This is a genomic window from Rhodococcus sp. F64268 (assembly GCF_023015605.1).
Classification (GTDB): domain Bacteria; phylum Actinomycetota; class Actinomycetes; order Mycobacteriales; family Mycobacteriaceae; genus Rhodococcus.
The window spans coordinates 102,093-125,638 of sequence record NZ_JALKAI010000012.1 but is presented as its reverse complement, the minus strand read 5'-3'; the positions used below and the strand labels follow the sequence as shown (position 1 = coordinate 125,638).

Below are 23,546 nucleotides of genomic sequence, written 5' to 3'. Positions count from 1 at the left end.
AAAGGAGTCGGGGTCGTGTCGTAGGGTGCCGACGCATAGTTCGACCGACCCACTCCCTCGGAAATGGAGCATCACCGGTGACGATCGACACCCCTACCAGTACCTTCGCCGGACTACCCGTCCAGCAGTACTCCGCTGATATCCCGACCCCCGCCGATCCGGGCGCGTTCGCGTGGAAGATCGCCACCGACTGGAACCGTGGCGACGACGGTTTCGTCGACGACCTGGTGTCTCTCGCCGGTCAGCCGTGGGCCGGACAGATCAGCACGCTGGTGTTCGGGTGTTGGACGGAGGCCAGTGATCCGCTGCCGACGGACAAGGTGGTGCCGCTGCTTGCGGCGTTCCCGGCCGTGCGGCATCTGTTCGTCGGCGACATGACCTTCGAGGAATGCGAGATCTCGTGGATCGACTGGGGGGATCTCGGAGCGGTCCTCGCGGCTTTCCCTGATCTCGAGACACTCCAGTTGCGCGGCGGTAGTTCGACGACCATCAGCGAGCCGGTCCCCCTCGCCACGCCGGTCCTGCCCCGGTTGCGGTCGCTGACCGTCGAATCCGGTGGACTGCAACAGACCTACCTCGAGCCACTTCTCGCCATCGACGCCCCCGCGCTCACCGACCTCGAGATCTGGCTCGGCGTCGACAATTACGGTGCCATTATCGACCTCGATCCGCTCACCGACCTGCTTGCCGGCACCCTGTTCCCGGCGATGACCACGCTGGGGTTGCGCAACAGCGAGCTGGCCGATCGCATCCCCGCGGCCCTGGCACAGGCGCCTGTCCTGCAGCGCATCACCGTGCTCGACCTGTCGAACGGGACGCTGACCGACACCGGAGCCGATACGCTCGCCGGCGCTGATCTCGGTGCAGTGCGCACCTTGATCCTCGACCATCATTTCGTCTCCGACGAGGCGTTGTCGCGGCTGCGCGCGGCACACCCGCACGTGGAGATCTCGGCCGACGACCGGCAGGAACCCGAAGAGCACGGCGGCGAGGTCTATCTGTATACCGCTGTCTCCGAATGACTTCCCTACCGCAGCTGCTGCTGGTTGGGAATCCGGGCGGTCGCCGCACGACGTTGCTTGCCGCGGCGTGCCGCCGGGCGGGTCACCGGGCACCGCAGGTGTTGAGTTGGCGCACAGTCCTCGCGGACGGGCCGTCCAGGGCGGGTGCGGTGCTCGCCGCAGCCCTGGCCGCACCGGCAGCTCCGGCTCTGGTGCGGATCGACTCCCCCGGCGACGACCCGGTCGTCGACCGGCTGCTGCGCGGCGCCCCCGACTGCGCACCCCGCGGTGCGATCACCGCCGGTCCCGCCTGGTATCGGGGGTTCAGCACAGCCACCGCCGCGCTCGGCGATGCGGCCACCGCGGCCGGTGCCCGCTTGACCGCCGATCCCGCCGACCTGGGGGTGCTCTTCGACAAAGCCGCCTGCCACGCCCGTCTGGAGGCCGCCGGTGTCCCGGTGCCTGCCGCGCTCGGGGCCCCGATCCGTGGCTGGGACGACCTGCGGGCCGGCCTGCGGAGACGCGGCTGGACCAGGGTGTTCGTCAAGCCCGCTCACGGCTCGTCCGCGGCCGGGGTACTCGCCGTGCAACTGCGCAACCACCATGCGGGCGCGGACGTGCTCGCCCGCGGCCCGGTGCAGTGGCACGACGGACGGCCCGTCAACAGCCTGCGGCCCGGCACGTTCCGCGGTGAAACAGAAGTCGGCGCCCTCGTCGATGCACTCGCCGAGCAGCGACTGCACGTCGAACAGTGGTTTCCGAAACTCGTTCTGCGCGGCCGGGCCGCGGATGTGCGGGTCCTCGTTGTCGCCGGCACCGCGACGCACGCGGTGGTGCGCACCTCGCGTGGCTCGGTGACGAACCTGCATCTGGGTAATGAACGCGGGGATCTCGCGGCACTGTGTGTGGTGCTCGGCGATGCGGGGTGGCGGCGGGTGCTCGACGTCGCCGAGGCCTCCGCCCGGTGTTTTCCCGGCATGCACACCGTCGGTGTCGACGTGCTCGTCGGTGCGCGAGCCGGATCGTCAGGGCCGGCGCCCACCCCGGTGGCGGTTGCCGAGGTCAATGCCTTCGGTGATCTGTTGCCGAATCTGCCCGGCCTCCACCGCCCCGACCACGACACCTACGACGCCCAGATCCACAGCCTGACCGGAGTACTCACCGCATGACCCAGATCCCCGCGTTCCGCGATGTCGTCGGCACCCACGACATCGTGTTCGTCACCCTCGACACGTTGCGTTTCGACGTCGCCGACACCGAACTGGCCGCTGGCCGCACCCCGAACCTCGCCGCGCTGCTCCCCGGTGGGCGGTGGGAGCAGCGTCATACTCCCGCAACGTTCACTTTCCCCGCCCATCAGGCGTTCTTCGCCGGGTTCTTGCCCACCCCGGCCGACGGCGACGACCACGAGCGGTTGTTCGCCGCGGAGTTCCCCGGCCACACCGAAGATCTCCTGGGGTCGGGTACCTGGCTGTTCGGCGAGGCCACCGTCGTCGAGGCCCTCGCCGCTGCCGGTTACCGCACCGTGTGTCTCGGCGGGGTGGGGTTCTTCAACCGGCAGACCGCGTTGGGTTCGGTGCTGCCCGACCTGTTCGAGGAAAGTCACTGGTCCGAGGCCACCGGGGTCGCCGACCCCGACAGCTTCGATCATCAACTCGACGCGCTCGACACACGCCTCGCCGTGGACGATCCGCGCCCCCGGTTCGTGTTCGTCAACGTGGCGGCGCTGCACCAGCCCAACCACTTCTATCTCGACGGCATCGCGAGTACCCCCGAGACGCGGCGCCCCGACACCCTGGAAAGTCACGCCGCGGCGTTGCGGTACGTCGATTCGCGGATTCCGCGTCTGACCAGGATGCTCACGGCGGGTCCCCGTCCGGTGTTCCTGATCGTGTGCTCCGATCACGGCACTGCGTACGGCGACGACGACCGCCACGGGCATCGCCTCGCCCACGAGTGCGTGTGGACCGTGCCGTACGCGCACACCGTCCTGCCGCACCTCACCTCCGGAGCCGCCGCATGAACGACAGTCAGATAGACCTCGACCACATAGACCTCGACGCGTCCCCGTACCAGGGGTATCTGTACGCCTATCCGCACAAGAGTGCCTACCGTCCCCTCGACCCGTCGCCGCGGCTGCGTGACGTGTGGGCGCGACAGGACCTGTCGTCGCTGTTTCTCTATGCCCACGTCCCGTTCTGCGAGATGCGCTGCGGTTTCTGCAATCTGTTCACCACCGCCCGCCCACCCGCGGAGCGGGTCTCCGACTATCTGCAGGCACTGCGTCGTCAGGCCCAGCAGGTGCGCGCCGAACTCGACGCGACGGGACGCGCCGCTCACTTCGCCTCGGCCGCAATTGGTGGCGGCACCCCCACCTATCTCGAACCGGCAGAACTCGACGACCTGTTCGACATCCTCACCGGGTTCGCTCCGGAACTTCCCTCTATGCCGATCGGGGTGGAGACCTCCCCGGCCACGGCCACCGAAGATCGGCTCACGGTGCTCGCCGAGCGCGGGGTGCACCGCGTCAGCATGGGCGTCCAGAGCTTCCTCGACCGCGAAGCGCACGCGGCGGGCCGCCCCCAACACCGCACCGACGTCGACGCCGCCCTCGACCGGCTGCAGGACGGTCGGTTTCCTGTCGTCAACCTCGATTTGATCTACGGCATCGACGGGCAGACCCCCGACACCTGGCAGTATTCGCTGGACACGGCGCTCGCGCGGCGCCCCGAGGAGATCTACCTGTATCCACTGTATGTGCGGCCGCTGACCGGGCTCGGTCGCCGCGCCGGCGACGAGGCGCTGCGGGATCCGGATTGGGACGCCCGCCGCCTCGGGCTGTATCGGCAGGGCGTCGCCGCGCTCACCGCCGCCGGGTATCGCCAGCATTCCATGCGGCAGTTCCGTCGCGCCGATGTGCCCGGCGACGACACCGACTACTGCTGCCAGAACGACGGCATGATCGGGCTCGGCTGCGGTGCCCGCTCCTACACCGACACACTGCATTACTCGTTCGACTACGCCGTCGGGATCCCCGCGGTGCGCACCATCCTCGACGAGTACAGCGCCACCACCGATTTCACCGCTGCCACCGTCGGAGCCCGTCTCGACGATCAGGAACAGCGCCGCCGCTGGCTGATCAAGACCTTGCTGCGCACCGAGGGGATGCGCACCGCCGATTACACCGGGCGGTTCGGCACCGACCCGCTCGTCGACATTCCGGAACTCGGTGCCCTGACCGCTCGTGGGTGGTCCACCCATCGGCCTGATCCCGGGGGCGGGACCTGGATCCGATTGACCGATGACGGGCTCGCGCATTCCGACGTCATCGGGCCGTGGCTGGTGTCGACGTCGGTCCGTGCGGCGATGGCCACGGCTGTGATCCGATGACGGACTCGGCCGCACCCGAGTTGACGATCCTCTATCGCGGTCCGCTCGCCAGCTGCAACTACGACTGTCCCTATTGCCCGTTCGCCAAGCGTCGTGACAGTCCCGCCACGCTCCGCGCAGACCGGGCCGCGCTCGCCAGGTTCGTCGACTGGGTCACCCGCAATCCGCAGCAGCATCGGCAGCTGTCGATCCTGTTCACCCCGTGGGGCGAAGCCCTGACCCGCTCGTGGTATCGGGACTCGCTGGTGACGCTGTCGCATCTGCCGCATGTGGGGACTGTCGCGGTGCAGACCAATCTGTCGTGCCGCACCGGCTGGCTCGCGGACGCCGACCCGAACCGGCTCGCCCTGTGGTGCACCTACCATCCCGGTGAAACCACCCTCGAGAAATTCGTGGCGCGTACCGTCGAACTCGACGCGATGGGGATCCGGCATTCGGTGGGCATCGTCGGGCTCGCCGACAATCTCGAGTCCGCCCGCGCGCTGCGCGCGGCGCTACCGGAGGCCACCTACCTGTGGGTCAACGCCGAGGAAGGCCGCGGTTACAGCGCGCAGGAAGCGGCGGTGTGGACCGCGCTCGATCCGTTGTTCGAGTACTCGGCGCATGCGCACCCGTCCGCGGGTCTGCCGTGCCGCACCGGGGAGAGCGTGATCAGCGTCGACGGTGACGGGCTGGTGCGGCGCTGCCATTTTGTGGCGGCGCCGCTCGGCAACCTCTACGACGGTTCGTATCTTCCGGCGTTGCGGCCGCGGGTGTGTCCGAATGCGGTGTGCGACTGTCACATCGGGTATGTGCATCTCGAGACACTGCCGCTCTACGAGGTGTTCGCCGGCGGCATCGTCGAACGCATCCCCGCCGGCCGGCGGTTACCGCTCAGCCCGGCAGCACCGTCAGCCCGTGCGGGCGCCGATTGACCGGCTCGCAGCCGTCGTCGGTGACGATGACGATGTCCTCGATGCGGGCGCCCCATTCGCCGCGGAAGTAGATGCCCGGTTCGACGCTGAACGCCATGCCCGCCTGCAGCGGTTCGGTGTTGCCGTTGACGATGTACGGCTCTTCGTGCACCGACAGACCGATGCCGTGCCCGGTGCGGTGCACGAAAACCTCGGCGAGTCCCTCGGCGGCGAGCAGATCACGTGCTGCGGCGTCGATGTCCTCGGCACGTGCCCCCGGCTTCACGGCATCGACGGCGGCCTGCTGTGCGGCCTCGAGCACCGCGATCTTCTCAGCGGCAGCGGCATCCGGGGTACCGATGCTGTAGGTGCGGGTCGAATCGGAGTTGTAGCCCGGTTCGACCGGACCGCCGATGTCGATGACCACGATGTCCCCGGTGGTGATGACCCGGTCGGAGACCTCGTGGTGCGGGTCGGCGCCGTGCGGACCCGACCCGACGATCACGAACGCGGCGTCGGTGTGGCCTTCGGCGATGATCGCGGCGGAGATGTCCGCGGCGACCTGCGCTTCGGTGCGGCCCGGGCGCAGCCATTCCCCCATTCGGGCGTGCACGCGGTCGATGGCGGCTCCGGCGCGGCGCAGCGCCTCGATCTCGTCGCTGTCCTTGATCATGCGCAGATCCCGGATCACCGGTGTCGCGAGGACCGGGACGTGCTCGAACGTCGCGGCGATCGGCACCAGATGCAGCGCCGGCATCGCGTCGGCCACAGCGACCTTCCCCCCGGCGGGAACGAATTCTGCGACGAGTGCGTACGGGTTCTGCCCGTCCACCCAGTCGCGTACCGGCAGCGCGAGTTCGGTGACAGCGGACTCGTTCAGCGAGGCCAGTTCCAGGCGCGGCACGACCACCGCGGCGGTCGACCCGTCGGTGGGAATCACCAGGGCTGTGAGGCGTTCGAACGATTCGGCGCGGGACCCGATCAGATAGCGCAGGTCGGGGCCGGGGGTGATCAGGAGCGCATCGAGTCCGGCGGCGGCACCGAGTTCGGCGGCGCGGCGGAGTCGGGCTCCGTAGCGGACGGCGGGGAAGCGGGACTCAGGGGTGCTCATGTCGTCGAGCCTAATGCCCGTGCCCAGATGGCAGGATGAGGTCCGTGACCGAACCCGACACTTCCGCGCCGCCCACCGGGGCACCGTCGTTGATGCTGCTCGACAGCGCCGGCCTGTGGTTCCGCGCGTTCTACGGCGTGCCCGATTCTCTCACCGGCCCCGACGGCACCCCCATCAATGCGATCCGCGGGTTCGTCGACATGGTCGCGACGTTGATTCGCCGCCAACGCCCCACCCGGATGGTCGCCTGCCTGGATCTGGATTGGCGGCCCGCCTTTCGGGTTGCGGCGGTGCCCAGCTACAAGGCGCACCGCGTCGCCGCCGACTCTCTCGACGGCACCGTCGAAGACGTCCCGCCCGCGCTGAGCCGGCAGGTCCCGGTGATCCTCGACATTCTCGCTGCCGCAGGCATCGCCACCGGCGGCGCCGACGGTTTCGAAGCCGACGACGTGATGGGTACCCTCGCCGCGACCGAACGCACCGACCCGGTGGTGGTGGTCAGCGGCGACCGCGATCTGCTGCAGGTCGTCACCGACACCCCCGTGCCCGTGCGGGTGCTGTATGTGGGTCGGGGCCTGGCGAAAGCCGAGTTGTACGATCCGGCGTTGGTCGCGGAGAAGTACGGAGTTCCCCTGGACCGGCCTGGCGCAGGCTACGCCGAACTCGCGGTGCTGCGCGGCGACCCGTCGGACGGGTTGCCCGGCGTCAAAGGTATCGGGGACAAGACCGCGTCCGGATTGCTGATGCAGTACGGGTCGCTCGCCGCGGTGCGCGCGGCAGCGCTCGACGAGTCGACGTCGCTCGCGAAAGGCGTGCGCAGCAAGCTCGCCGCCGCGTCCGACTATCTGGACGTGGCGATGCCGGTGGTGCGGGTCGCCACCGACGCGCCGGTGCAGTGTTCCAAGTCCGACGAGTTGCCGTCGTCGCCGGCCGATCCGGACGCGTTGACCGCGCTCGCGCAGCGGTGGGGTGTGGAACGGGCCGTAGGGTCGCTCACCGCAGCCCTCGCCGGACAGTAGCGCGCGCATGACCGACCAGAATCCGATCGGGAAGATCGGACGACTCACGCTGGCCACCCGCGGTACCGACGGGCCCGGGCAGGTGGAGTTGCCGATCCGTGGTGGCCGCGAAACCTACACCGCGTGGTCCACGCAGCCGCTGCCGGGGATGTCCACCGTCCTGGTGGTCGCCGACCGTGGTGGCCGCGCGCTCGATGTCGAGCCGTGGCTGGACCTGAGTGTCGCCAGTGAGACAGAAAAGACCCAACAGTAGTTGACACAGCAGCACCCAACACAGAGGAGTCCGAATGTTCGGCTATCGAGTGCCCGCACCCAACGAGGCCCTGCTCATCTCCGGCGGAAACCGCGGAGGAGACGGGGCGCCATTTCGTGTGGTCACCGGTCAGGGTGCGTTCGTGATCCCGGTCCTGCGGAAAGCCGACATCCTGTCACTCGACCTGCACGAGGCCCTCATCAAGGAAACCTGTGTGACCACCCAGGGCGTGGAACTGTCGGTCAGCGCGGTGGTCGCATTCAAAGTGGGCAACGACAACGAATCGATCGTCAACGCCGCACAGCGCTTCCTGTCTTCGCAGAAAGGTGCGATGGCCGGCACCGTCGGGGAGATCTTCGCCGGTCACCTGCGATCCATCATCGGTTCGATGACAGTCGAACAGATCATCCGTCAGCGTGAAGTCCTCGCCTCCCAGGTGCTCGACAGCTCCAATGTGGAGATGGGACGGATGGGTCTGATCGTGGATTCGATGCAGATCCGGTCCATCGACGACTGCGGCTCCGGGTACATCGATTCGTTGCGCGCACCGCACCTCGCGCAGGTCGAGCGAGAGGCGAAGATCGCGCAGGCAGAAGCAGATCGGGCCGCCGCTGAAGCACAGCAGGAATCGCGACGGCGGCAGGCCGAGTACACACGCGAAACCGCAATCAAGGAATCGGAGATCCAGGCCGAGACCGACCGCGCCAAGGCAGAGGCCGCACAGGCCGGACCGCTCGCGCAGGCTACCGCTCAGCGTGAGGTCCTCGAGGCGCAGTCGGAACTGGCCGTCAAACAGGCGGCGCTGCGGGAGAAGCAACTGCAGAGCGAGGTCATCAAGCCGGCCGAGGCGAAGGCCCGCGAGACCGAGATCCTGGCCAAGGCGAAGGCCGAGGAGATCCGGATCCTGGCTGAGGCCGCCGCTTCCAACGGGCGTGTCGCACTGGATCAGACGCTGATCGAGCAGTTGCCGCTCATCGTGGAGGCCGCCGCGAAGGGCCTGGCCAACTCCAATCTGACCATCCTCAACGGTCAGGAAGGTGTCAATGACACCATTTCCGGCATGGTCGGTCAGGGCCTGGCCGTGTTCGGAGCGCTGCAGAAGGGCATCCTGAACGGCGACAACGACGACGAGCAGTCGGGTCTGCACGAGATCGCCGGCTGACACGGCAGTACTCCGGTGACACGGTGCGGCTCCTGCCGCCCGTGCTCCGGCATCTCGGCTATCGGATGTGCGCGAGAAGCGCTCGGCCGGTGTCCCATTCACCGAGTAGCGCGGGACCTGTCGGTTCGGTGTCAACCGGATGGTGGTGCACCACCACAGTCGTATCTCCTGCCTCGATCACCGTGTCGGTTCCGGTAGTGGTTGTCCGTACCTCGGTGACCGTCGGAACGGCCCCCGACCCGGACCCGGTGCCCCGGGCACGCACAGTGTTGTCGACCTTCCGCGGTGCTGTGCCGTCGACGTGCAGAAACTGGGCGGCTTCACGTCCGGCACCGTCGATGGTGGCAAGTAATTGCTCGACGTAGACGGGGTCGGTTGTGGCGTCGTAGATGTAGCGGTGACCGAGCACCGAATGCTCCATCTCGCCCACCGGCCGCGCTGTAGGCAGCGGTGCCCCACGATAGGTCAGCGGTACTTGGTAGACGGACCCGTCCGCGTCGCGTACCAGATGGATTTCGATCCCGACTTCACCGTCGGGATCGTCGAAGCGGTACGCGCCGACCTGCTCGAGCACCGGGTCCGTTCCCGGGTAGTAGGCGGCGGACGGCAGCCAGGCGGCGATCAGTTCCGGCTTGGTGGGCGATAATTCGGCTGCATACAGAAGTGCCACGCCGTGAGCATAGCGGCGGCGGGCCGCTATCTCGGGACGGGCGGGCTCCGCGCGTTGCTACCGATGTGATGCCCTCGTCTGCTTGGCGGCATCGAGCCCCGTGATCCGATGCCCATCTCGTCGGCGAGGTCGTCCGGTTCTCCACACGAACCGGCTGCGCCGGTCGCCGTCGCCCAAGCCCGACCGTCCTCGCGCGGAATCCGGGCCTGCGCAAGAACCCGTTGCCCGGCCGTCGCGGCGTTCGTCGACTGACTGGGCCTTACTGTCGCCCGGTGACGCTGCCGTGGCTGGGTTTCGTACCCGATGACGTGACCTCCACACCACAGTCAGCGGTTCTGCGGCTGGCCGAGCAGTTTCGAGTCGATCCGGATGCGATCGGCTCCTACGGGAGGTGAGCAAAGACCCGCACAGATCAGCTGCTATGGCGGCAGGTACCCACGACTCGGCACCAACGGCGTCCAGCAGGCCGACACCGACGGACGCCGCCCTGCACAAACTGGCGGAAGAAGACGCTGCACGGCAACGGATCAACGACCACAAGCGTCGGACAGAACCGGGCGACATGCCCCCGATACTGGCCCGCGTCGTGACCGCGACCGCGGCATGGACCGCTGACGGACCACCACGAAGGAGGCATGAAACGATGCTCGACAACGCGAACGGCCGCAGCGGGGGCACTCACCAGGGTCGGTGGTGCACCAACGGAGTCATCGGCGGCAGCCGAGCATCAAGGGGAGGGTCATGGCCCGGCAGAACGACGATCAAGCAGCACTTTTTGGTTTCAGGGAGGATGACGCGATGGAAGAGCAGAGCAACGCCGATCTGAGGATCCACAGCGAAGTGACGCGGATCTGGGGCGAGTGGGTCGGGATGGACCCGACCTGACACCAGAGCAGCGCGAGAGCCTGATCTGGCAGGAGGCAGCCCGGCTGACACAGATGGTGGAGGAAGCGGTCGGGGACGGCGGCCACGGGGGTCTGCTGGACCAGTGGCGGCTAGACAACCCGGGTCTGACACCGGACTACGAGACCGTGGTCTCGTCGATGCGGCAGGCGTAGGAGCGGCAACGCTCGCGGGTGCTGACCGAGGAGCTGTACTCGCAGGTGACCGACGAGGTGTACCAGCGGGTCACGCAAGTACAGGAGCAGATCGAGCAGGAGAGTCTGCGACTGGTCGAGCAGGCACGCGAATCGCGGGATCCGGATCGCTGGAAGACGCCGTGGGTGGAGCCGACGCCGCTGGCGGAGAAGATCGTCGACCAGGTGTGGCCGGGACGGTCGGGGCGGTTCCTGGTCCTGGCGTGGTCGCTGATCCAGCAGCGGATGGAGGACAACCAGCCGACCCCGAACGGCAGGCACGATCCGCTGGCCGACGAGCTGGGCGCGATGATCGAGGCCGAGATGAGGGAGCACCCGACGACGACCCCGTTCTGACCCTTCGCGCCCAATGGGCGCATGCCCACACCGCCCGCATGGACGCGCTTCGGCGCGGCACCACCGTCCGCCGGCATCGACGTGGTCGCGGTCGTCGCTGAAGCCGACCAGGCCGGACCGCGCCCTGGACACGCGCCGACGACCTCGACACCTGGTGCACGTTCACCCTCGGCCACTTCCGAGCCGATCCGCCCGGCGTACTCGAACCCTGGCATGCCGCCGCTCACCTGTGGGAACTGCTCATGGGCTGCGGTGCGTTGCCGGCCGTCGACAAGCAGATCGACCTCCGCGTCCGAGTCGCGGTGATCTTGCTGCTGCTCTACGGCCAGCCCCTGAGCCGAATCGTCCGGCTCACCATCGACGACATCCTCACCACCGGCGACACTGTCCTGATCCGCTTCGGCGTACCACCGACCCCGGTTCCCGAACCCTTCGCCGGGCTCCTGCTGAGCCTGATCGACCAACGCACGAACATGCGCACCGCGACGAACCCGAACTCTCGCTGGCTGTTCCCTGGACGCCGCGCCGGCCAGCCGCTCAGACCCGAGACGCTGGGCAAGCAGACCGCGAAGAACGGCACCCCCCCAGCATCGGCGGCGGCCGCGTCGTCGCGGTCCGCCAACTCGTGCTCCCAGCACCTGCCCCGGTGGTCCCCGACGCCCTCGGCATCCACTACACCACCGCCCACCGGCACCTCGCCCAGGCAGGCGGCACCTGGAACCGCTACGCCCCCGGCGACCACGGCCAGTGACGAACCGCTCTCAACCCGATCGACTACCGACTACTCGAATAAGGGTCTCTGCCAGTCCGGAACCCTGGTGGCTACGCTAGCCCGACCTGGTAATCCGCCGGTTTGTCGCGATTACTACCGGAATCCCACGACGACGGACCGTTTTCGGTCTCGAATGAACAGTCGCGCGGTTCGCCGAACAGTGCTCGCCCACAACCTTCCGCCCGCCCGGACGCCGGCTACACCTGCGCGGTTCCACAGACCGGCGAAGTGCGCTCAGGCATTTCCGCCCGATTTTCGGGTACTACGGCTACCGGTGCGGGCGTGTCGTGCCACTCTGGCGCGGTTTCCGCACACCGGTGAGCACCATTCTCGGCGGGGATGGGACTTGACGAAGAAGAGGATGCACCCCGGGGCGGGGCATGCCCGCACTGAACCGATCCGATCCGGCATCAGCAGACTGCACGCGTCGGACGCGACCTCACCGAGCGCAATCAGCCACGGATCGTCGACTTCCCAGTGCCGAGTCACCACCACAGGGTTCCCAGGTGAGATTTCCAGGCGGGATGCACTGTAGCGGCTGAACTCGTTGATGGCCTTGAAGGAGTCGCTGCTGGGCACCGAATCGTCAGTAACGGATTGCAGACAGCTGCGCAGCGCTTCGCGCAGCGAGAGGAACTGCTCGTGGGTGCGCGGAGTGCACGCCTGTTCGGCAAGGGCGGGAGGTAGTTCGCGGCTGAGCTGGTTGGCATGTGCGGCCACCCAGGCAGTGAGCTGATCGGTGGTGGTCAGTGCGTCGACGCGATGCCCGCGACGGCCTCCGTCGATGTAGGTGGTGTTCACCAACTCCAGGGCGAGTGGTTCCCCGCTCAGCGGCACGGCCGTAGTGGATCTCGAGGAGGATGTGGGATGTCGCGTCATAGACCTAATGGTATCTGCGTTTGACTTGCGTTAGTTCTCGTGTTGCGATATCTGAACTAACGGAAAAACTAAACTTAACCATTAGCTGAGGGGGATTCATGGATGGGTTCGTGCTGCGCAGCAGCTGGAGTACACGCATTACCGCGGTGGCGTTCATATCGTTGACCGGCGCGTTCGGACTGAATCTGGCGATCGGCCAATTCATTCCACCGCTGATGGGGCACTTCGGTTGGTCACTCGCAGCCACGAGCGGCACCGTCGCAGCGAGCACCCTCATGTGGGGGCTGGCCCAACCGGTCATGGGCCGGCTGATCGACCGGTCGGGGCCACGAGCGGTGATGGCCGTCAGTGCCGCGCTGATGGGTCTGGCATACCTTCTTCTCGCGACCATCACCGAGTTCTGGCAGTTCGTTCTCCTCTTCGGAGTCGTCGTCGCGATCGGATTCGCCGGATGCAGTTCGATGCCCGCATCAGTCCTGGTGACGCGATGGCACGTTCGCCGGCGTCCTCAGGCACTGGCGATCAGTTCGATGGGAATCAACGCAGGCCAACTTCTTCTTCTGCCGCTCGCGGGAGTACTGATCTCGGCGTTCGGATGGCAAGCCGCGTTCGCGATTCTCGGGTGCGTGATGCTCGCTGTCGTCGCTCCGACGATTTGGTTCGGCGCCCGGAACAGCCCGGGCGACATCGGACTGGACGCGCAGGAGGCCCCCGCTCCGACGCCGGCTGCCGCCAGTCTTCGGCATGCACTGGCAGATCCGCAATTCTGGCTGATCGCCCTCAGTTTCGCGGGGTGCGGTTACTCGCTGTACATGTTCACCACCCACATGCCCAAACTGGCCGTGGAGCTGGGACTCGGGGCCTCTGCCGGCGGATGGTTGATGGCACTGGTGGCAGTGTGTAGCGCGGCCTCGATGTGGGCCACCGGTCAATGGGCAGCCAAACTATGGGGCAAGCGCCGCCCCCTGCTGGTATTGCACCTGGTCCGCATCGTGGGCTTCCTCGTGCTCGCCTTTGCCGGCACCGGCCAGTTCCTTCTGCTCGCGGTTGTTCTCTTCGGATTGTCCTCGTTCCCGGTGATCCCGCTGACCACCGGATTGATTGCCGATCGCTTCGGGGGTACTGCCATGGGCGGGATCCTCGGCTCGGCCTGGCTGATCCACCAGCTGTTCGCCGCTCTCGGCGTGCTGATCGGTGGCGTGCTCCATGACGCGACCGGCAGTTACCGTACGCCGTTCCTAAGCGGTGCTGCCGTCCTGCTCGCCTCGACCGTCTTGACGTGGTTCATCCGCGAGCGGCGAGCAGCGGCGCTTGAGCCGACGTTGCAGCCGAACTGAACTCCTACTGTCGAGCTCACCCGCGCCCGCTGTGCCTTTGCTCGGCCACAGTGGGCGCGGGCCTCTGTCTCGGACTGGCCGGATATCAATAGTGCTCCGCAACGCACCCGCCCAGCTGGCGTGCAGATGATCCTCCCCCGAGGGCAACGCCGGGATGGATGCGTACCTGGTCAAGCACATCGACCAACTTTCCGATATCCAGAGTGCCCGGAGATGGCTGGAAGTCACGGGAGCTCAACTCGGCAGAGCCGACTGCGCATGGGGCGTCGACACAAAGCGACTCCTGCTACTGCGCAATACCAGTGCCATCACATCTACCTCGCCGGGAAGTGGCTCATTGACCCACCGCAACACTGCGGCGTCGTCGACATCCTCCGGGGCCACCGACGTCCTTCCCGAGGTTCCCGCTCCCGCGCGCCCCTTGCTCGCCCGCCCGCCGCACACGGCCCTACCGGACCCGCCGACCGCCACGCAAGAGGAAAACCCGCCCTTGCCTGGCGCCTGTCGAGTCTGCCGCACCGACAACGGTGCCCTGCGCGTGCTCACCGGACACCACCGCCCACCGGCCCCTCGCCGAACAGGCGGCACCTGGAACCGCTACGCCCCCGGCGACCACGGCCAGTGACGAACCACTCTCAACCGGATCGCATACCGACTACCGAAAAACGGTCTCTGCCAGTCCGCAACCCCTGGATGCGCGGTCGGCGGTGCGTCGCGGCCCCGCCGAAAGGCCCTCCCCCGAGGGGTGCGCAGTTTTCGGCCCCGCCGAAATCCTGATCGTCATAAGTGGGGATTATGACGATCAGACCTATCCATGCGTGATTGTGCATATGAACATCTCTGATGTAACGAAACAGCGAATAATCAACGACTCTCGACCTATTGATGCACTTTAAACTGGTACTTTGATGTTTAATAACGTTTCATTTCAGGTTACGTTTCATCTCATGTACGCTTATTCGTGATCGGAGAAGGTCGAAAGGGAGTCGAATGAGCGATACGACAAATGCGGACGCCGCAGCAAGCACAGAAGCCGAAAAACCGCGCGTCGGCCGACCCCGGAAATACGACTCCCCCGCCGACCGGGTCCGCGCCCACCGCGAACGCGCACGGCGCCGCAAGGAAGCCGAACAACTCGCCGGACTCACCGACCCCGCCACACCGATCGAGGCGTCAGCGAACCTCACCGCCGCGGTCACCGCACTGCGCACCCTCACCGCGGCGAGCATCGAGCAGCACACCGCCGTCGCCACCCAGATCACCGCGGCCCTCGACAAACTCACCGACCCCGCGGCGCTCGACGCACAACTGCACCGGACCGCCACCGAACTCGCCAAAGTCAAAGCCGACGCCGACGCGAAGATCGCCCGCCTCAAAGAACAACTCACGCAGGCCACCGAGGACCGCGACAACGCCGACGCAGCCGTCGAGGCCGTCGACCGCGAACTGTCCGACGCGCGCCTCGCGCACGACGAGCAGATCCGCACGCTCGAATCCGCGCATCATGACGAACTGACGCGACTCCATGAAGAGCACGCCGATGTCCTGCGCCGGCACCGAGACGAGCACGCCGCCGCGATCGCCGAGTACGAACAGAACGTCGACGGCCTGCACGCGACGATCGCCACGCAGCGTGACCACCTCGACGCGGCGACAAGCGAACGCGACCGGCTTCGTACCGAGATCGGTGAACAGCGAGACCGGCTCTCCCGCGCCGAGACCGCAGCCGAACGCGCCCGCGCAGACACCGACCGGCACGCCGCGACCATCGACCGCCTCGAATCCGACCTCGGTCTCGAACGGACCCGCGTCGCCGAGCTCCGTGACGCGCTCGAAGACGCACGCGTCACCTCCGCCACTGCGCGTGCCGCAGAAACCGCCGCCCGCGACCGCGGCGACGAACTGCGCACCGAGGTCACTGCGCTGCGCGCCGAACTGTCAGCCTTCCGAGCCGACGCCGAGACGAACCGCGCGGAACTCATCCGCCTGCGCGCGGCCACCGCACAGTCCCCGGACGAACACGATCCCTCGGATTAGGACCCGGCCGGACAGCTGCTCGCAGCACGGATGTCCGAGCATTTTCGGTGACGATGCCCCGAGGCGTGGGGGCCCCGCGAGGTCTGGACCCCGTCCCCAGGACAGGGTCATCATGGAGAGGTGACCCGCTCACGGGCCATCGACCGCGGCGCATTTCATGGCCGCGCGAGCCAACTCGGCACGGGCGGCCCCGCGTTCACCGAAGCTCTCCGTGAGCACCGTCCCATTCACCGAACACCGGAAGGAATGGCACCGTGTCCAAGAGCGAAAACGAAATCCCGGCGATCGCGTCCCCCACACCGACAGCGCACCGGCCCCGCACGGTCCGTGACTGGTGGCCCGACCAACTCGATCTGAGTGCTCCGTCCGCAGTCTCCCGCGACCAACCCGATGGGTGTGGAATTCGACTATCCGACCGAGTTCGCGTCCCTCGACGTCGATGCACTCGAACGGGACATCGTCGAGGTGATGACGACGTCGCAACCGTGGTGGCCAGGGCGCACAGCGACTCGCGCCGCTCAACAGCTGGCCGGACAACGCCAGTCTCGACAAGGCGCGACGGTTGCTGTGGCCGATCAAGAAGAAGTACGGCAGGAAGATCTCCTGGGCCGACCTGATCATCTTCGCCGGTAACTGCGCCTACGAATCGATGGGTTTCACGACCTTCGGGTTCGGCCGCGAGGACATCTGGGAGCCGGACGAGGTGTTGTACTGGGGTCCGGAGGACACCTGGCTCGGCGACGAACGCTACAGCGGCGAACGGGAACTGGCCGGCCCGCTGGGCGCGGTGCAGATGGGACTGATCTACGTCAATCCCGAAGGCCCCAACGGCACCCGGACCCGATCGCCGCGGCCGTCGATATCCGCGAAACATTCGGGCGGATGGCAATGAACGACATCGAGACCGCCGCGTTGATCGTCGGCAAGACACACGGCGCGGGCCCCGCAGACCTGGTCGGCCCCGAACCCGAAGCCGCCCCCATCGAACAGCAGGGCCTCGGCTGGAAACGTGCCTACGGCACCGGGGTCGGTGGTGACGCGATCACCAGCGGTCTGGAAGGTACCTGGACCCCGCCCCACCGCCTGGGACAACTCCTTCCTCGAAACCCTCTACCGCTACGAGTGGGAGAAAACCACGGTTCCAGTCGATTTCGAAGGACGGGGCCGCGGCCGACGCGGTGCCCGATGCGCACGACCCGTCGCAACGGCACCCGCCGGTGATGCTCACCACCGATCTCTCGTTGCGCTTCGACGAGATCTACGGTCCGATCACCCGCCGCTGGCTCGATCATCCCGAGGAACTCGACACAGAATTCGGTAAGGCCTCGTACAAACTGCTGCACCGCGACATGGGGCCGATCACTCGCTATCTGGGCCCGCGGATCCCCGAAGCACAAGTGTGGCAGGACCCCGATGCCCGCAGTCGATCACCAGTTCGTCGGCGACAACGAGATCGCCGCGTTGAAGCAGATGATCCTCCACTCGGGTCTGTCGATCCGGCAACTGGTCACCACGGCGTGGGCGGCCGCGGCGAGCTACCGCGGCACCGACAAGCGCGGCGGCGTCAACGGAGCTCGCCTATGCCTCGCGCCGCAGAAAGATTGGGAGGTCAACGAACCGGCCGCCGTGGCGGAGGTCATCGTGGTGCTCGACCGGATCCGGCAGGAACTCGACGACCGGCAGAGCAGGGACACGAAGGTCTCCCTCGCCGACCTCATCGTCCTCGGTGGAATGCGCGTGATCGACACCGATCACGGCGGAGCGTCCCACGGTGTGCTGACGGACCGACCCGGAATGTTGACCACCGATTTCTTCGTGACCATCACGGACATGGGTATCGAATGGTCCCCCTCGACCAGCGAGGAGCACGTCTACGAGGGACGTGACCGCCGTCGATCTCGTCTTCGGATCGCACTCACAGCTGCGCGGTATCGGGGTCCCGGGAGTAATGGCGCAAACCAACGAGGTTCGCGTAGTGCCTGGTCGGCGGTGATCTCGGTTCGGGCTGCGGACCTGGATGGTTGGCGCTCGGCTCGGCTGCCGATGAGGTTGGTCGGCGTTTTGGGAGGCTGGGGTTCGCGGCGACGCGGGTATTCGGGAGCGAGGAGTTGCCGCGACTTCGGGAGTTCCCGGAGATCAGTCGTGAGGAGTTGTTCCGGTACTTCACGCTGACCCCGGCTGATCCGGCATTCGTTGCTCCGCAGGGCAGGGCCCTGCAGTCCGTCTTGGCTGGCGTGGTGCCCCGCGAGCACGGCCACACCCGTGGCGGATGCTCTACCAAACAATCAGACCCTCTCCACCCCTGCGTTAGACATCCGGTCCGCACCGACCGGGTACCGAACCGGCCGGGTTACCGAGAAGAACGCGCCCGGCGGGGTGCATCACCGGCGCCGGGTGCCGGTGACGCACCCCCGCACGGCGCTCAGCTCCGGTAGTCGAGCCTGGTCATCATGCCCGCGTCTTGGTGGTAGCCGTTGTGACAGTGCAGCATCCAGTAACCGGGATTGTCGGCGACGAGGTTGACTTCGATCTTCTGCATCGGCAGGACGATCACGGTGTCCTTACGCGGTCCTGGGGTGCCATCGGCGCGGACGACCTGGAACGTGTGCCCGTGCAGGTGCATCGGATGCCACATCATCGACATGTTGGTGAACGTCAATCGGGCATGCTGGCCTTCCCGGACGGTCAGTGGCTCCATCTGGTCGAACATCCGGCCGTTGATCGTCCACTGATAGCTCATCATGTCGCCACCGAGATCGGCCGTCAGGTTCACATCCGGCGGTCCCTGGGGAAGCATCACTTCACCGGTGGCCGAGAACGAGTGCACGGTTCCGACCTGCCCGGCGAGTTCGGTGGGCCGCATACCTGGATCCGGCACGGCGCCGGCGCCTGTCCGGAGCAGGGCGCGGGTCTGCGCGTTCTTACCCTCTGCCGCGGCGACGAGCGGAAAGACGCCGTCTGCGGCCGTGACGATGACGTCGTAGCGTTCGGACATTCCGACCAACAGTGCATCGACCTCGGTGGGGACCACAGGAAAGCCGTCGGTGTGGGTGACGGTCATGCGGTGCCCGGCGAGCGCGACCCGGAACGCGGTGTCGGCGCCGGTGTTGATGATACGAATCCGGATCCGCTGGTCCGGCTTGGCGGTGAACGAAGAAGGAGACTCCGGGACGCGGCCGTTGATCAGATAGAGCGGGTAGGTGACATCCCCGGCGTCACCGCCGAGAAGGTTGTCGCTCGTCCCATCGGACAAGCCGCTGGTGGGCGGCTGAGCCATGCCCGACATGCCTGATGACATGCCCGGCATGCCGGACATACCTGGCATGCCCATCCCGGGCATGGAGCCGTGATCCATCGATCCCATCCCGCCTTTGCGGAGTTCGTCGAGAATCTGTTGAGGGCTGCGACCGACACCATCGGTCCAGTCATCGAGGACCACGATCCATTCCGCGTCGTACGACAAGGGTTCGTTGGGGTCGTCGACGATCACCGGCGCATACAGCCCGTAGTCCGTTTGCCCCCCGACATGTGGGTGGGCCCAGAAGGTGCCCGAGTGCGGCACCGAGAACCGGTAGGTGAAGGACTCGCCCGGCTTGATGTCGGGGCTTGCGGGGGCGGCGCCGTCCATGTCGTTGCGCAGAGCGATGCCATGCCAGTGCACCGATGTGGGATCAGACATCTTGTTGTCGACCGTGACGGCCAGCTCGTCACCGACGCCGGCGCGGATCACCTGTCCCGGCACCGTGTCGCCGTAGGCGTAGGAACGCACTGTTGGTCCGCCGAGGTCGAGTTCTGTCATTTGCGGGGTGAGGTTGGCGGTGACGGTACGACCGGTGTGAGGGCGTTTCGCCTCGGCAGCGAGAATCGCGCTCTGCTCGACGCTCGCTGCTGTGGTGCCGGGCGTCGTCGATGTTGTCTTGCTGCACGCGGTCAGCGCCAGACCGCCGATGCCCACCGAGGTGGCGGTGAGGAATGTTCGCCTGCTGACGCGGGGACCGAAGTTGCCGGAGGGGGTCACGAAACTCTCCTGAAGAGTGTGCTGTGCGCGCCGGCAGGTGGGGCGCGCTGGGAACAGAACAGCTGACCGGACTCCGTATCGGAAGGACACAGGTCGGGTCGGATCTGATCACGTGCGCAGGACACATTTCCGGTGCAGAATCTCCACACCGGACGCTGGCGGGGGCCGCCCCCGCCGCCACCGACGGAGGCCCGCTGCGTTGCTGCATGCGATGTCGCGGCCGGTGTTCGGCCGGGGCACTCCGTTGGGGTTTGACCTGCTGCCCCCATCCGCAACTGACACGACCTGAACTTCTACCGCCCCGAGGCGAGCGCCCGCTATCAGCGCATCGATTCGCTGTTCGGCGACAACGTCATCGACTGGGCGCTGCTCGAGACCCCCCCGGCCGGACCCGGTGCGCACTGCCCGCTCGATCCGGGATGGACGATTGTCGTCGGTGACGCTGCTGCGCAGACTGGGCAACCATTCCCGCAAGAAGGCCCGGACCAGTGCTCATTGGGTCAGTTCAGTGGGTAGAGCGTCTGGGCGGTCGCGGCGTAGGCGGTGTCGAAGTCGACGGCCAGCACGGCTTCGACCGGCCCGACCACCGCGTGCTGCTCCCAGCTCTCACCAGTGCGGCTGCGCCACGCGGTGCCGCCGGTGTCGACCCCCCACAGGGAGCCGTCGCTCGCGGCGGAGAGCAGCGCCAGCCGCGGGGCGTCGGGCACCAAGGTGAAGGTGCGTGCGCCGTCGGTGCTGTGCTGCAGCCCGGCGGTGGTGGTCGCCCACACCCCGGTGTCGGTGACGGCGAGCGCGGCCGCGCCCATCGGGGCGCCTGGGGTCCAGCTGCTGCCGCCGTCGGTGGAGGTCAGCAATCCGGTGGTGCCGTCGAAGCCGACCAGCAACGCACCGTCGGTGGCCAAGGCGTGAAAATCCACCTCGCCGGTCAAAGATTTCGGCGTCCAGGTGCGGCCGCCATCGAGACTGTCGATCAGCCCCAACGGATTCGGCGCCGAACTCGACGGCCCCGGGTGCCCGGACGCGAAGAGACGGTCGGTGCCCGGCGCCCCGGTCAGTCCCATGAAGTCGTCGTCGGAGACGCCGACGCGGGTGGTGCGCCCGTCCGCGGCGATCTCGACGAGGCCGGAGTGAGTACCGGCCAGCACCACACCATCCGCATCGAGGTGCAGACCATGCAGATGGTCAAGGGCCGGCGCCAACGCTGTGCCGGGCACCTCCGATGCCCCCGCCGGCTCGGTGGTCGTGGTGGATTGTTCACCGGTCGCGCAACCGGCGAGCACGACCACAGCAGCAACAGGCACCAGGGCACGCGCCCACCGGCGCAGGGGAAAACTCGACATGATAAGCAGGAACTCGTTTCGGATCGATCGGGTGCCGGCTCAGGTGCGAGCCAGGTGGGCGGGTTCGAGATCGAGACGACGCAACAGCTGGGCGTTGAGCGCCACCACGATGGTCGAGACCGACATCAGGATCGCGGCCACCGCGGGCGAGATCGCGACCCCGGCGAAGGCCAGCACCCCGGCCGCCAGGGGCACGGCGATGATGTTGTAGCCGGTGGCCCACACCAGGTTCTGCCACATCTTGCGGTAGCTGGCATGCGAGAGCGCGATGATCGACAGCACCGCCCGCGGATCGTTCGCCGCGAGCACGACGCCGGCGGACTCGATGGCCACATCGGTGCCGGCGCCGATCGCGACACCGACATCGGCGCGGGCCAGGGCCGGGGCGTCGTTGACGCCGTCGCCGACCATCGCGACCGTGTGCCCGCGGTTCTGCAGGTCGGTGACCTTGGCGTCCTTGTGTTCGGGCAGCACCTCGGCGAACACCTCGTCGATACCGAGGTCGGCGGCCACCGCGTCGGCGACCTGTCGCGCATCGCCGGTGATCATTGCGACCTTCACCCCGCGGGCATGCAGCGCGTCGATGGCCTGGCGGGATTCCTCGCGCACGGCATCTTCGAGCGCCAACGCCCCGAGCACCCGGTCGTCCTCGGCGATGTGCAGCACCGAGGCCCCGCGCGCCACCCACTGCTGGGTCACGGCGGTGACGTCGGCGGGCACCGACAACTGCCGATCGGCCAGCATGGCCGGGCCTCCGACGCTCGCCTCGGTGCCGTCGACGATCGCGCGCACCCCCCGGCCCGGCAGGGACCGGAAGTCGGTGGCGGCGATCCGCTCACCCGCCGGGACACGACTGGCGGCCGCGGTGACGATGGCCCGGGCGACGGGATGTTCGCTGTCGGCCTCGACCGCCGCGGCCAGCGCCAGCACCTGCTCTTCGCTGATCCCGGCGGTGGTGACCACACCGGTGACCTGGTGCCGGCCCTGGGTCAACGTGCCGGTCTTGTCGAAGAGCACCACATCGACGGTGCGCATGCGTTCGAGCGCGAGCCGGTCCTTGACCAGCACCCCGGCCTTGGCGGCGCGTTCGGTGGAGATCGCGATCACCAGCGGGATCGCCAGACCGAGGGCGTGGGGGCAGGCGATGACCAGCACGGTGACGGTGCGCACCACCGCTTCGTCGACGTTGCCGAGCAGCGACCACACCGCAAAGGTCAGGATGCCCGCGACGGCGGCGAAGTAGAACAGGAACGCTGCGGCCTTGTCCGCCAGCGCCTGGGCGCGAGAGGACGAGGCTTGGGCGTCGGCGACCATGCGCTGGATGCCGGCCAGGGCGGTGTCGTCGCCGACCGCGGTGATGCGCACCCGCAGGGCGCTGTCGGTGGCGACGGTGCCGGCGACCACGGTGTCCCCGACCTGCCGGGTCACGGCCTTGGATTCGCCGGTGATCATCGATTCGTCGACCTCGGCGCGGCCGTCGGTGACGGTGCCGTCCGCGGGCACCCGTGCCCCGGCGCGGACCAGTACGAGATCGCCGCGGGTCAGCTCGGCGATCGGCACCTCGCGGTTGCCGTGGTCGGTGATCTTCTCCGCGGTATCCGGGAGCATCGCGGCCAGGGCTTCGAGGGCGCCCGAGGCCGAACCGAGGGCGCGCATCTCGAGCCAGTGCCCGAGCAGCATGATCACGATCAGCAGGGCCAGTTCCCACCAGAAGTCCAGGTTGAACCCGCCGAGTCCGAGGGTGGTGACCCAGGACGCGACGAATGCGACGGTGATCGCCATGGCGATGAGCAGCATCATCCCGGGACGGCGCGAGCGCAGTTCGGCCCAGCCGCCGGTGAGGAACGGCGCGCCGCCGTAGACGAAGATCACCGTACCCAGGACCGGCGGAATCCACATCGCGCCGGGGAAGTCCGGCAGGGGGTAGCCGAGCAGCTCGGCGACCATGTGGCTGAACGCGACGACCGGCACCGACAGGATCAGGCTGATCCAGAACCGCCGGCGGAACATCTCCCCGTGCGCCCCGTGCCCGGCATGCCGATCATGGCCGCCGTGCCCGGCAGGATCGTCATGGCCGATGTGGGCGAGGTGCTCGCCGTGCCCGGCGTGCGCGTCGTGCTCGTCGGGGGGTGGGCTCTGGGTGGAGGTGCCGTGCTCGTGCCCGGCGGGCGCCGGGTCCGGGTGGGAGTGTCCGTGCTCCGGGTGCGACATCGAAAGCTCCTGACTGTGGG

The 23,546-nt window shown here is 67.6% G+C and carries 21 protein-coding genes and 1 pseudogene; 16 read left to right on the top strand and 6 right to left on the bottom strand.

The window, feature by feature from the left end; translation table 11 throughout:
- Positions 1-77: 77 nt before the first annotated feature.
- From MWU77_RS22160 to MWU77_RS22140, 5 genes are read left to right on the top strand one after another with little or no spacing between them, the layout of a single operon-like run.
- Positions 78-1,022 carry a hypothetical protein gene (locus MWU77_RS22160; RefSeq protein WP_247274789.1) on the top strand — a complete coding sequence of 315 codons (945 nt, stop codon included), beginning with the start codon at positions 78-80 and terminating at the stop codon, positions 1,020-1,022.
- Positions 1,019-2,170 (top strand): STM4014 family protein, encoded by a 1,152-nt coding sequence (locus tag MWU77_RS22155; protein ID WP_247274788.1) that lies wholly within the window; start codon positions 1,019-1,021, stop codon positions 2,168-2,170. The genes MWU77_RS22160 and MWU77_RS22155 overlap by 4 nt, the downstream gene beginning before the upstream one ends.
- Positions 2,167-3,024, top strand: a complete 858-nt coding sequence (locus MWU77_RS22150) for an STM4013/SEN3800 family hydrolase (protein WP_247274787.1) — start codon at positions 2,167-2,169, stop codon at positions 3,022-3,024. The genes MWU77_RS22155 and MWU77_RS22150 overlap by 4 nt, the downstream gene beginning before the upstream one ends.
- The gene (locus tag MWU77_RS22145) at positions 3,021-4,391 is read left to right on the top strand and encodes an STM4012 family radical SAM protein (protein WP_247274786.1); all 1,371 of its coding nucleotides are present in this window, start codon (positions 3,021-3,023) and stop codon (positions 4,389-4,391) included. The genes MWU77_RS22150 and MWU77_RS22145 overlap by 4 nt, the downstream gene beginning before the upstream one ends.
- Positions 4,388-5,305: an STM4011 family radical SAM protein gene (locus tag MWU77_RS22140; protein WP_247274785.1), complete on the top strand. Its 918-nt coding sequence runs from the start codon at positions 4,388-4,390 to the stop codon at positions 5,303-5,305. The genes MWU77_RS22145 and MWU77_RS22140 overlap by 4 nt, the downstream gene beginning before the upstream one ends.
- On the opposite strand, the gene MWU77_RS22135 is transcribed toward MWU77_RS22140, so the two are convergent.
- The gene (locus MWU77_RS22135; RefSeq protein ID WP_247274784.1) at positions 5,265-6,395 is read right to left on the bottom strand and encodes a Xaa-Pro peptidase family protein; all 1,131 of its coding nucleotides are present in this window, start codon (positions 6,393-6,395) and stop codon (positions 5,265-5,267) included. The two genes, MWU77_RS22140 and MWU77_RS22135, sit on opposite strands and share 41 nt — an antisense overlap.
- A gap of 35 nt (positions 6,396-6,430) precedes the next feature.
- Here MWU77_RS22135 and MWU77_RS22130 point away from each other — a divergent pair, with 35 nt between their 5' ends.
- The 3 genes from MWU77_RS22130 to MWU77_RS22120 are packed head-to-tail and all read left to right on the top strand — an operon-like array spanning position 6,431 to position 8,829.
- The gene (locus MWU77_RS22130; RefSeq protein ID WP_169690217.1) at positions 6,431-7,414 is read left to right on the top strand and encodes a 5'-3' exonuclease; all 984 of its coding nucleotides are present in this window, start codon (positions 6,431-6,433) and stop codon (positions 7,412-7,414) included.
- Positions 7,415-7,421: 7 nt separating this feature from the next.
- Entirely contained in the window at positions 7,422-7,667 is a 246-nt protein-coding gene (locus tag MWU77_RS22125) for a hypothetical protein (protein WP_169690218.1), read from the top strand.
- Between the two features lie 34 nt (positions 7,668-7,701).
- Complete coding sequence (locus MWU77_RS22120) at positions 7,702-8,829, top strand: flotillin family protein (protein WP_169690219.1); 1,128 nt, start codon at positions 7,702-7,704, stop codon at positions 8,827-8,829.
- Positions 8,830-8,887: 58 nt separating this feature from the next.
- Here the strand turns inward: MWU77_RS22120 and MWU77_RS22115 are convergent, their stop codons facing one another.
- A complete protein-coding gene (locus MWU77_RS22115) occupies positions 8,888-9,499 on the bottom strand; it encodes a hypothetical protein (RefSeq protein WP_169690220.1) in 612 nt (203 codons plus the stop codon).
- A gap of 272 nt (positions 9,500-9,771) precedes the next feature.
- Between MWU77_RS22115 and MWU77_RS24830 the strand changes: the two genes are divergently transcribed.
- The 5 genes from MWU77_RS24830 (at position 9,772) to MWU77_RS24825 (ending at position 11,683) form a co-directional block, all read left to right on the top strand.
- Complete coding sequence (locus tag MWU77_RS24830; protein ID WP_277352051.1) at positions 9,772-9,894, top strand: hypothetical protein; 123 nt, start codon at positions 9,772-9,774, stop codon at positions 9,892-9,894.
- A 346-nt stretch (positions 9,895-10,240) separates the two neighbouring features.
- On the top strand, positions 10,241-10,384 hold the full coding sequence (locus tag MWU77_RS22110) for a hypothetical protein (protein ID WP_169690221.1): 144 nt from the start codon (positions 10,241-10,243) through the stop codon (positions 10,382-10,384).
- On the top strand, positions 10,360-10,557 hold the full coding sequence (locus MWU77_RS22105; RefSeq protein ID WP_247274783.1) for a hypothetical protein: 198 nt from the start codon (positions 10,360-10,362) through the stop codon (positions 10,555-10,557). The genes MWU77_RS22110 and MWU77_RS22105 overlap by 25 nt, the downstream gene beginning before the upstream one ends.
- Before the next feature lie 45 nt (positions 10,558-10,602).
- Positions 10,603-10,932 (top strand): hypothetical protein, encoded by a 330-nt coding sequence (locus MWU77_RS22100; RefSeq protein ID WP_247274782.1) that lies wholly within the window; start codon positions 10,603-10,605, stop codon positions 10,930-10,932.
- 625 nt (positions 10,933-11,557) lie between these two features.
- Entirely contained in the window at positions 11,558-11,683 is a 126-nt protein-coding gene (locus tag MWU77_RS24825; protein ID WP_277352052.1) for a hypothetical protein, read from the top strand.
- Between the two features lie 255 nt (positions 11,684-11,938).
- Here the strand turns inward: MWU77_RS24825 and MWU77_RS22095 are convergent, their stop codons facing one another.
- Entirely contained in the window at positions 11,939-12,583 is a 645-nt protein-coding gene (locus tag MWU77_RS22095) for an ABATE domain-containing protein (RefSeq protein WP_169690223.1), read from the bottom strand.
- Between the two features lie 98 nt (positions 12,584-12,681).
- Between MWU77_RS22095 and MWU77_RS22090 the strand changes: the two genes are divergently transcribed.
- The 3 genes and pseudogenes from MWU77_RS22090 to MWU77_RS22080 all read left to right on the top strand — a co-directional run.
- Positions 12,682-13,920 (top strand): MFS transporter, encoded by a 1,239-nt coding sequence (locus MWU77_RS22090; protein WP_169690224.1) that lies wholly within the window; start codon positions 12,682-12,684, stop codon positions 13,918-13,920.
- A 990-nt stretch (positions 13,921-14,910) separates the two neighbouring features.
- Complete coding sequence (locus MWU77_RS22085) at positions 14,911-15,957, top strand: hypothetical protein (protein ID WP_247274781.1); 1,047 nt, start codon at positions 14,911-14,913, stop codon at positions 15,955-15,957.
- A 275-nt stretch (positions 15,958-16,232) separates the two neighbouring features.
- Positions 16,233-17,890: pseudogene (locus MWU77_RS22080) on the top strand (peroxidase family protein); the annotation flags it as partial.
- A 489-nt stretch (positions 17,891-18,379) separates the two neighbouring features.
- Here the strand turns inward: MWU77_RS22080 and MWU77_RS22075 are convergent.
- The 3 genes from MWU77_RS22075 to MWU77_RS22065 all read right to left on the bottom strand — a co-directional run bounded on the left by MWU77_RS22075 (position 18,380) and on the right by MWU77_RS22065 (position 23,526).
- Entirely contained in the window at positions 18,380-19,975 is a 1,596-nt protein-coding gene (locus tag MWU77_RS22075; RefSeq protein WP_247274780.1) for a multicopper oxidase family protein, read from the bottom strand.
- Between the two features lie 500 nt (positions 19,976-20,475).
- Positions 20,476-21,315 (bottom strand): F510_1955 family glycosylhydrolase, encoded by an 840-nt coding sequence (locus MWU77_RS22070; protein ID WP_183079181.1) that lies wholly within the window; start codon positions 21,313-21,315, stop codon positions 20,476-20,478.
- Between the two features lie 39 nt (positions 21,316-21,354).
- Positions 21,355-23,526, bottom strand: coding sequence for a copper-translocating P-type ATPase (locus tag MWU77_RS22065; RefSeq protein WP_374229949.1), 2,172 nt, complete (start codon positions 23,524-23,526; stop codon positions 21,355-21,357).
- Positions 23,527-23,546 lie beyond the last annotated feature (20 nt).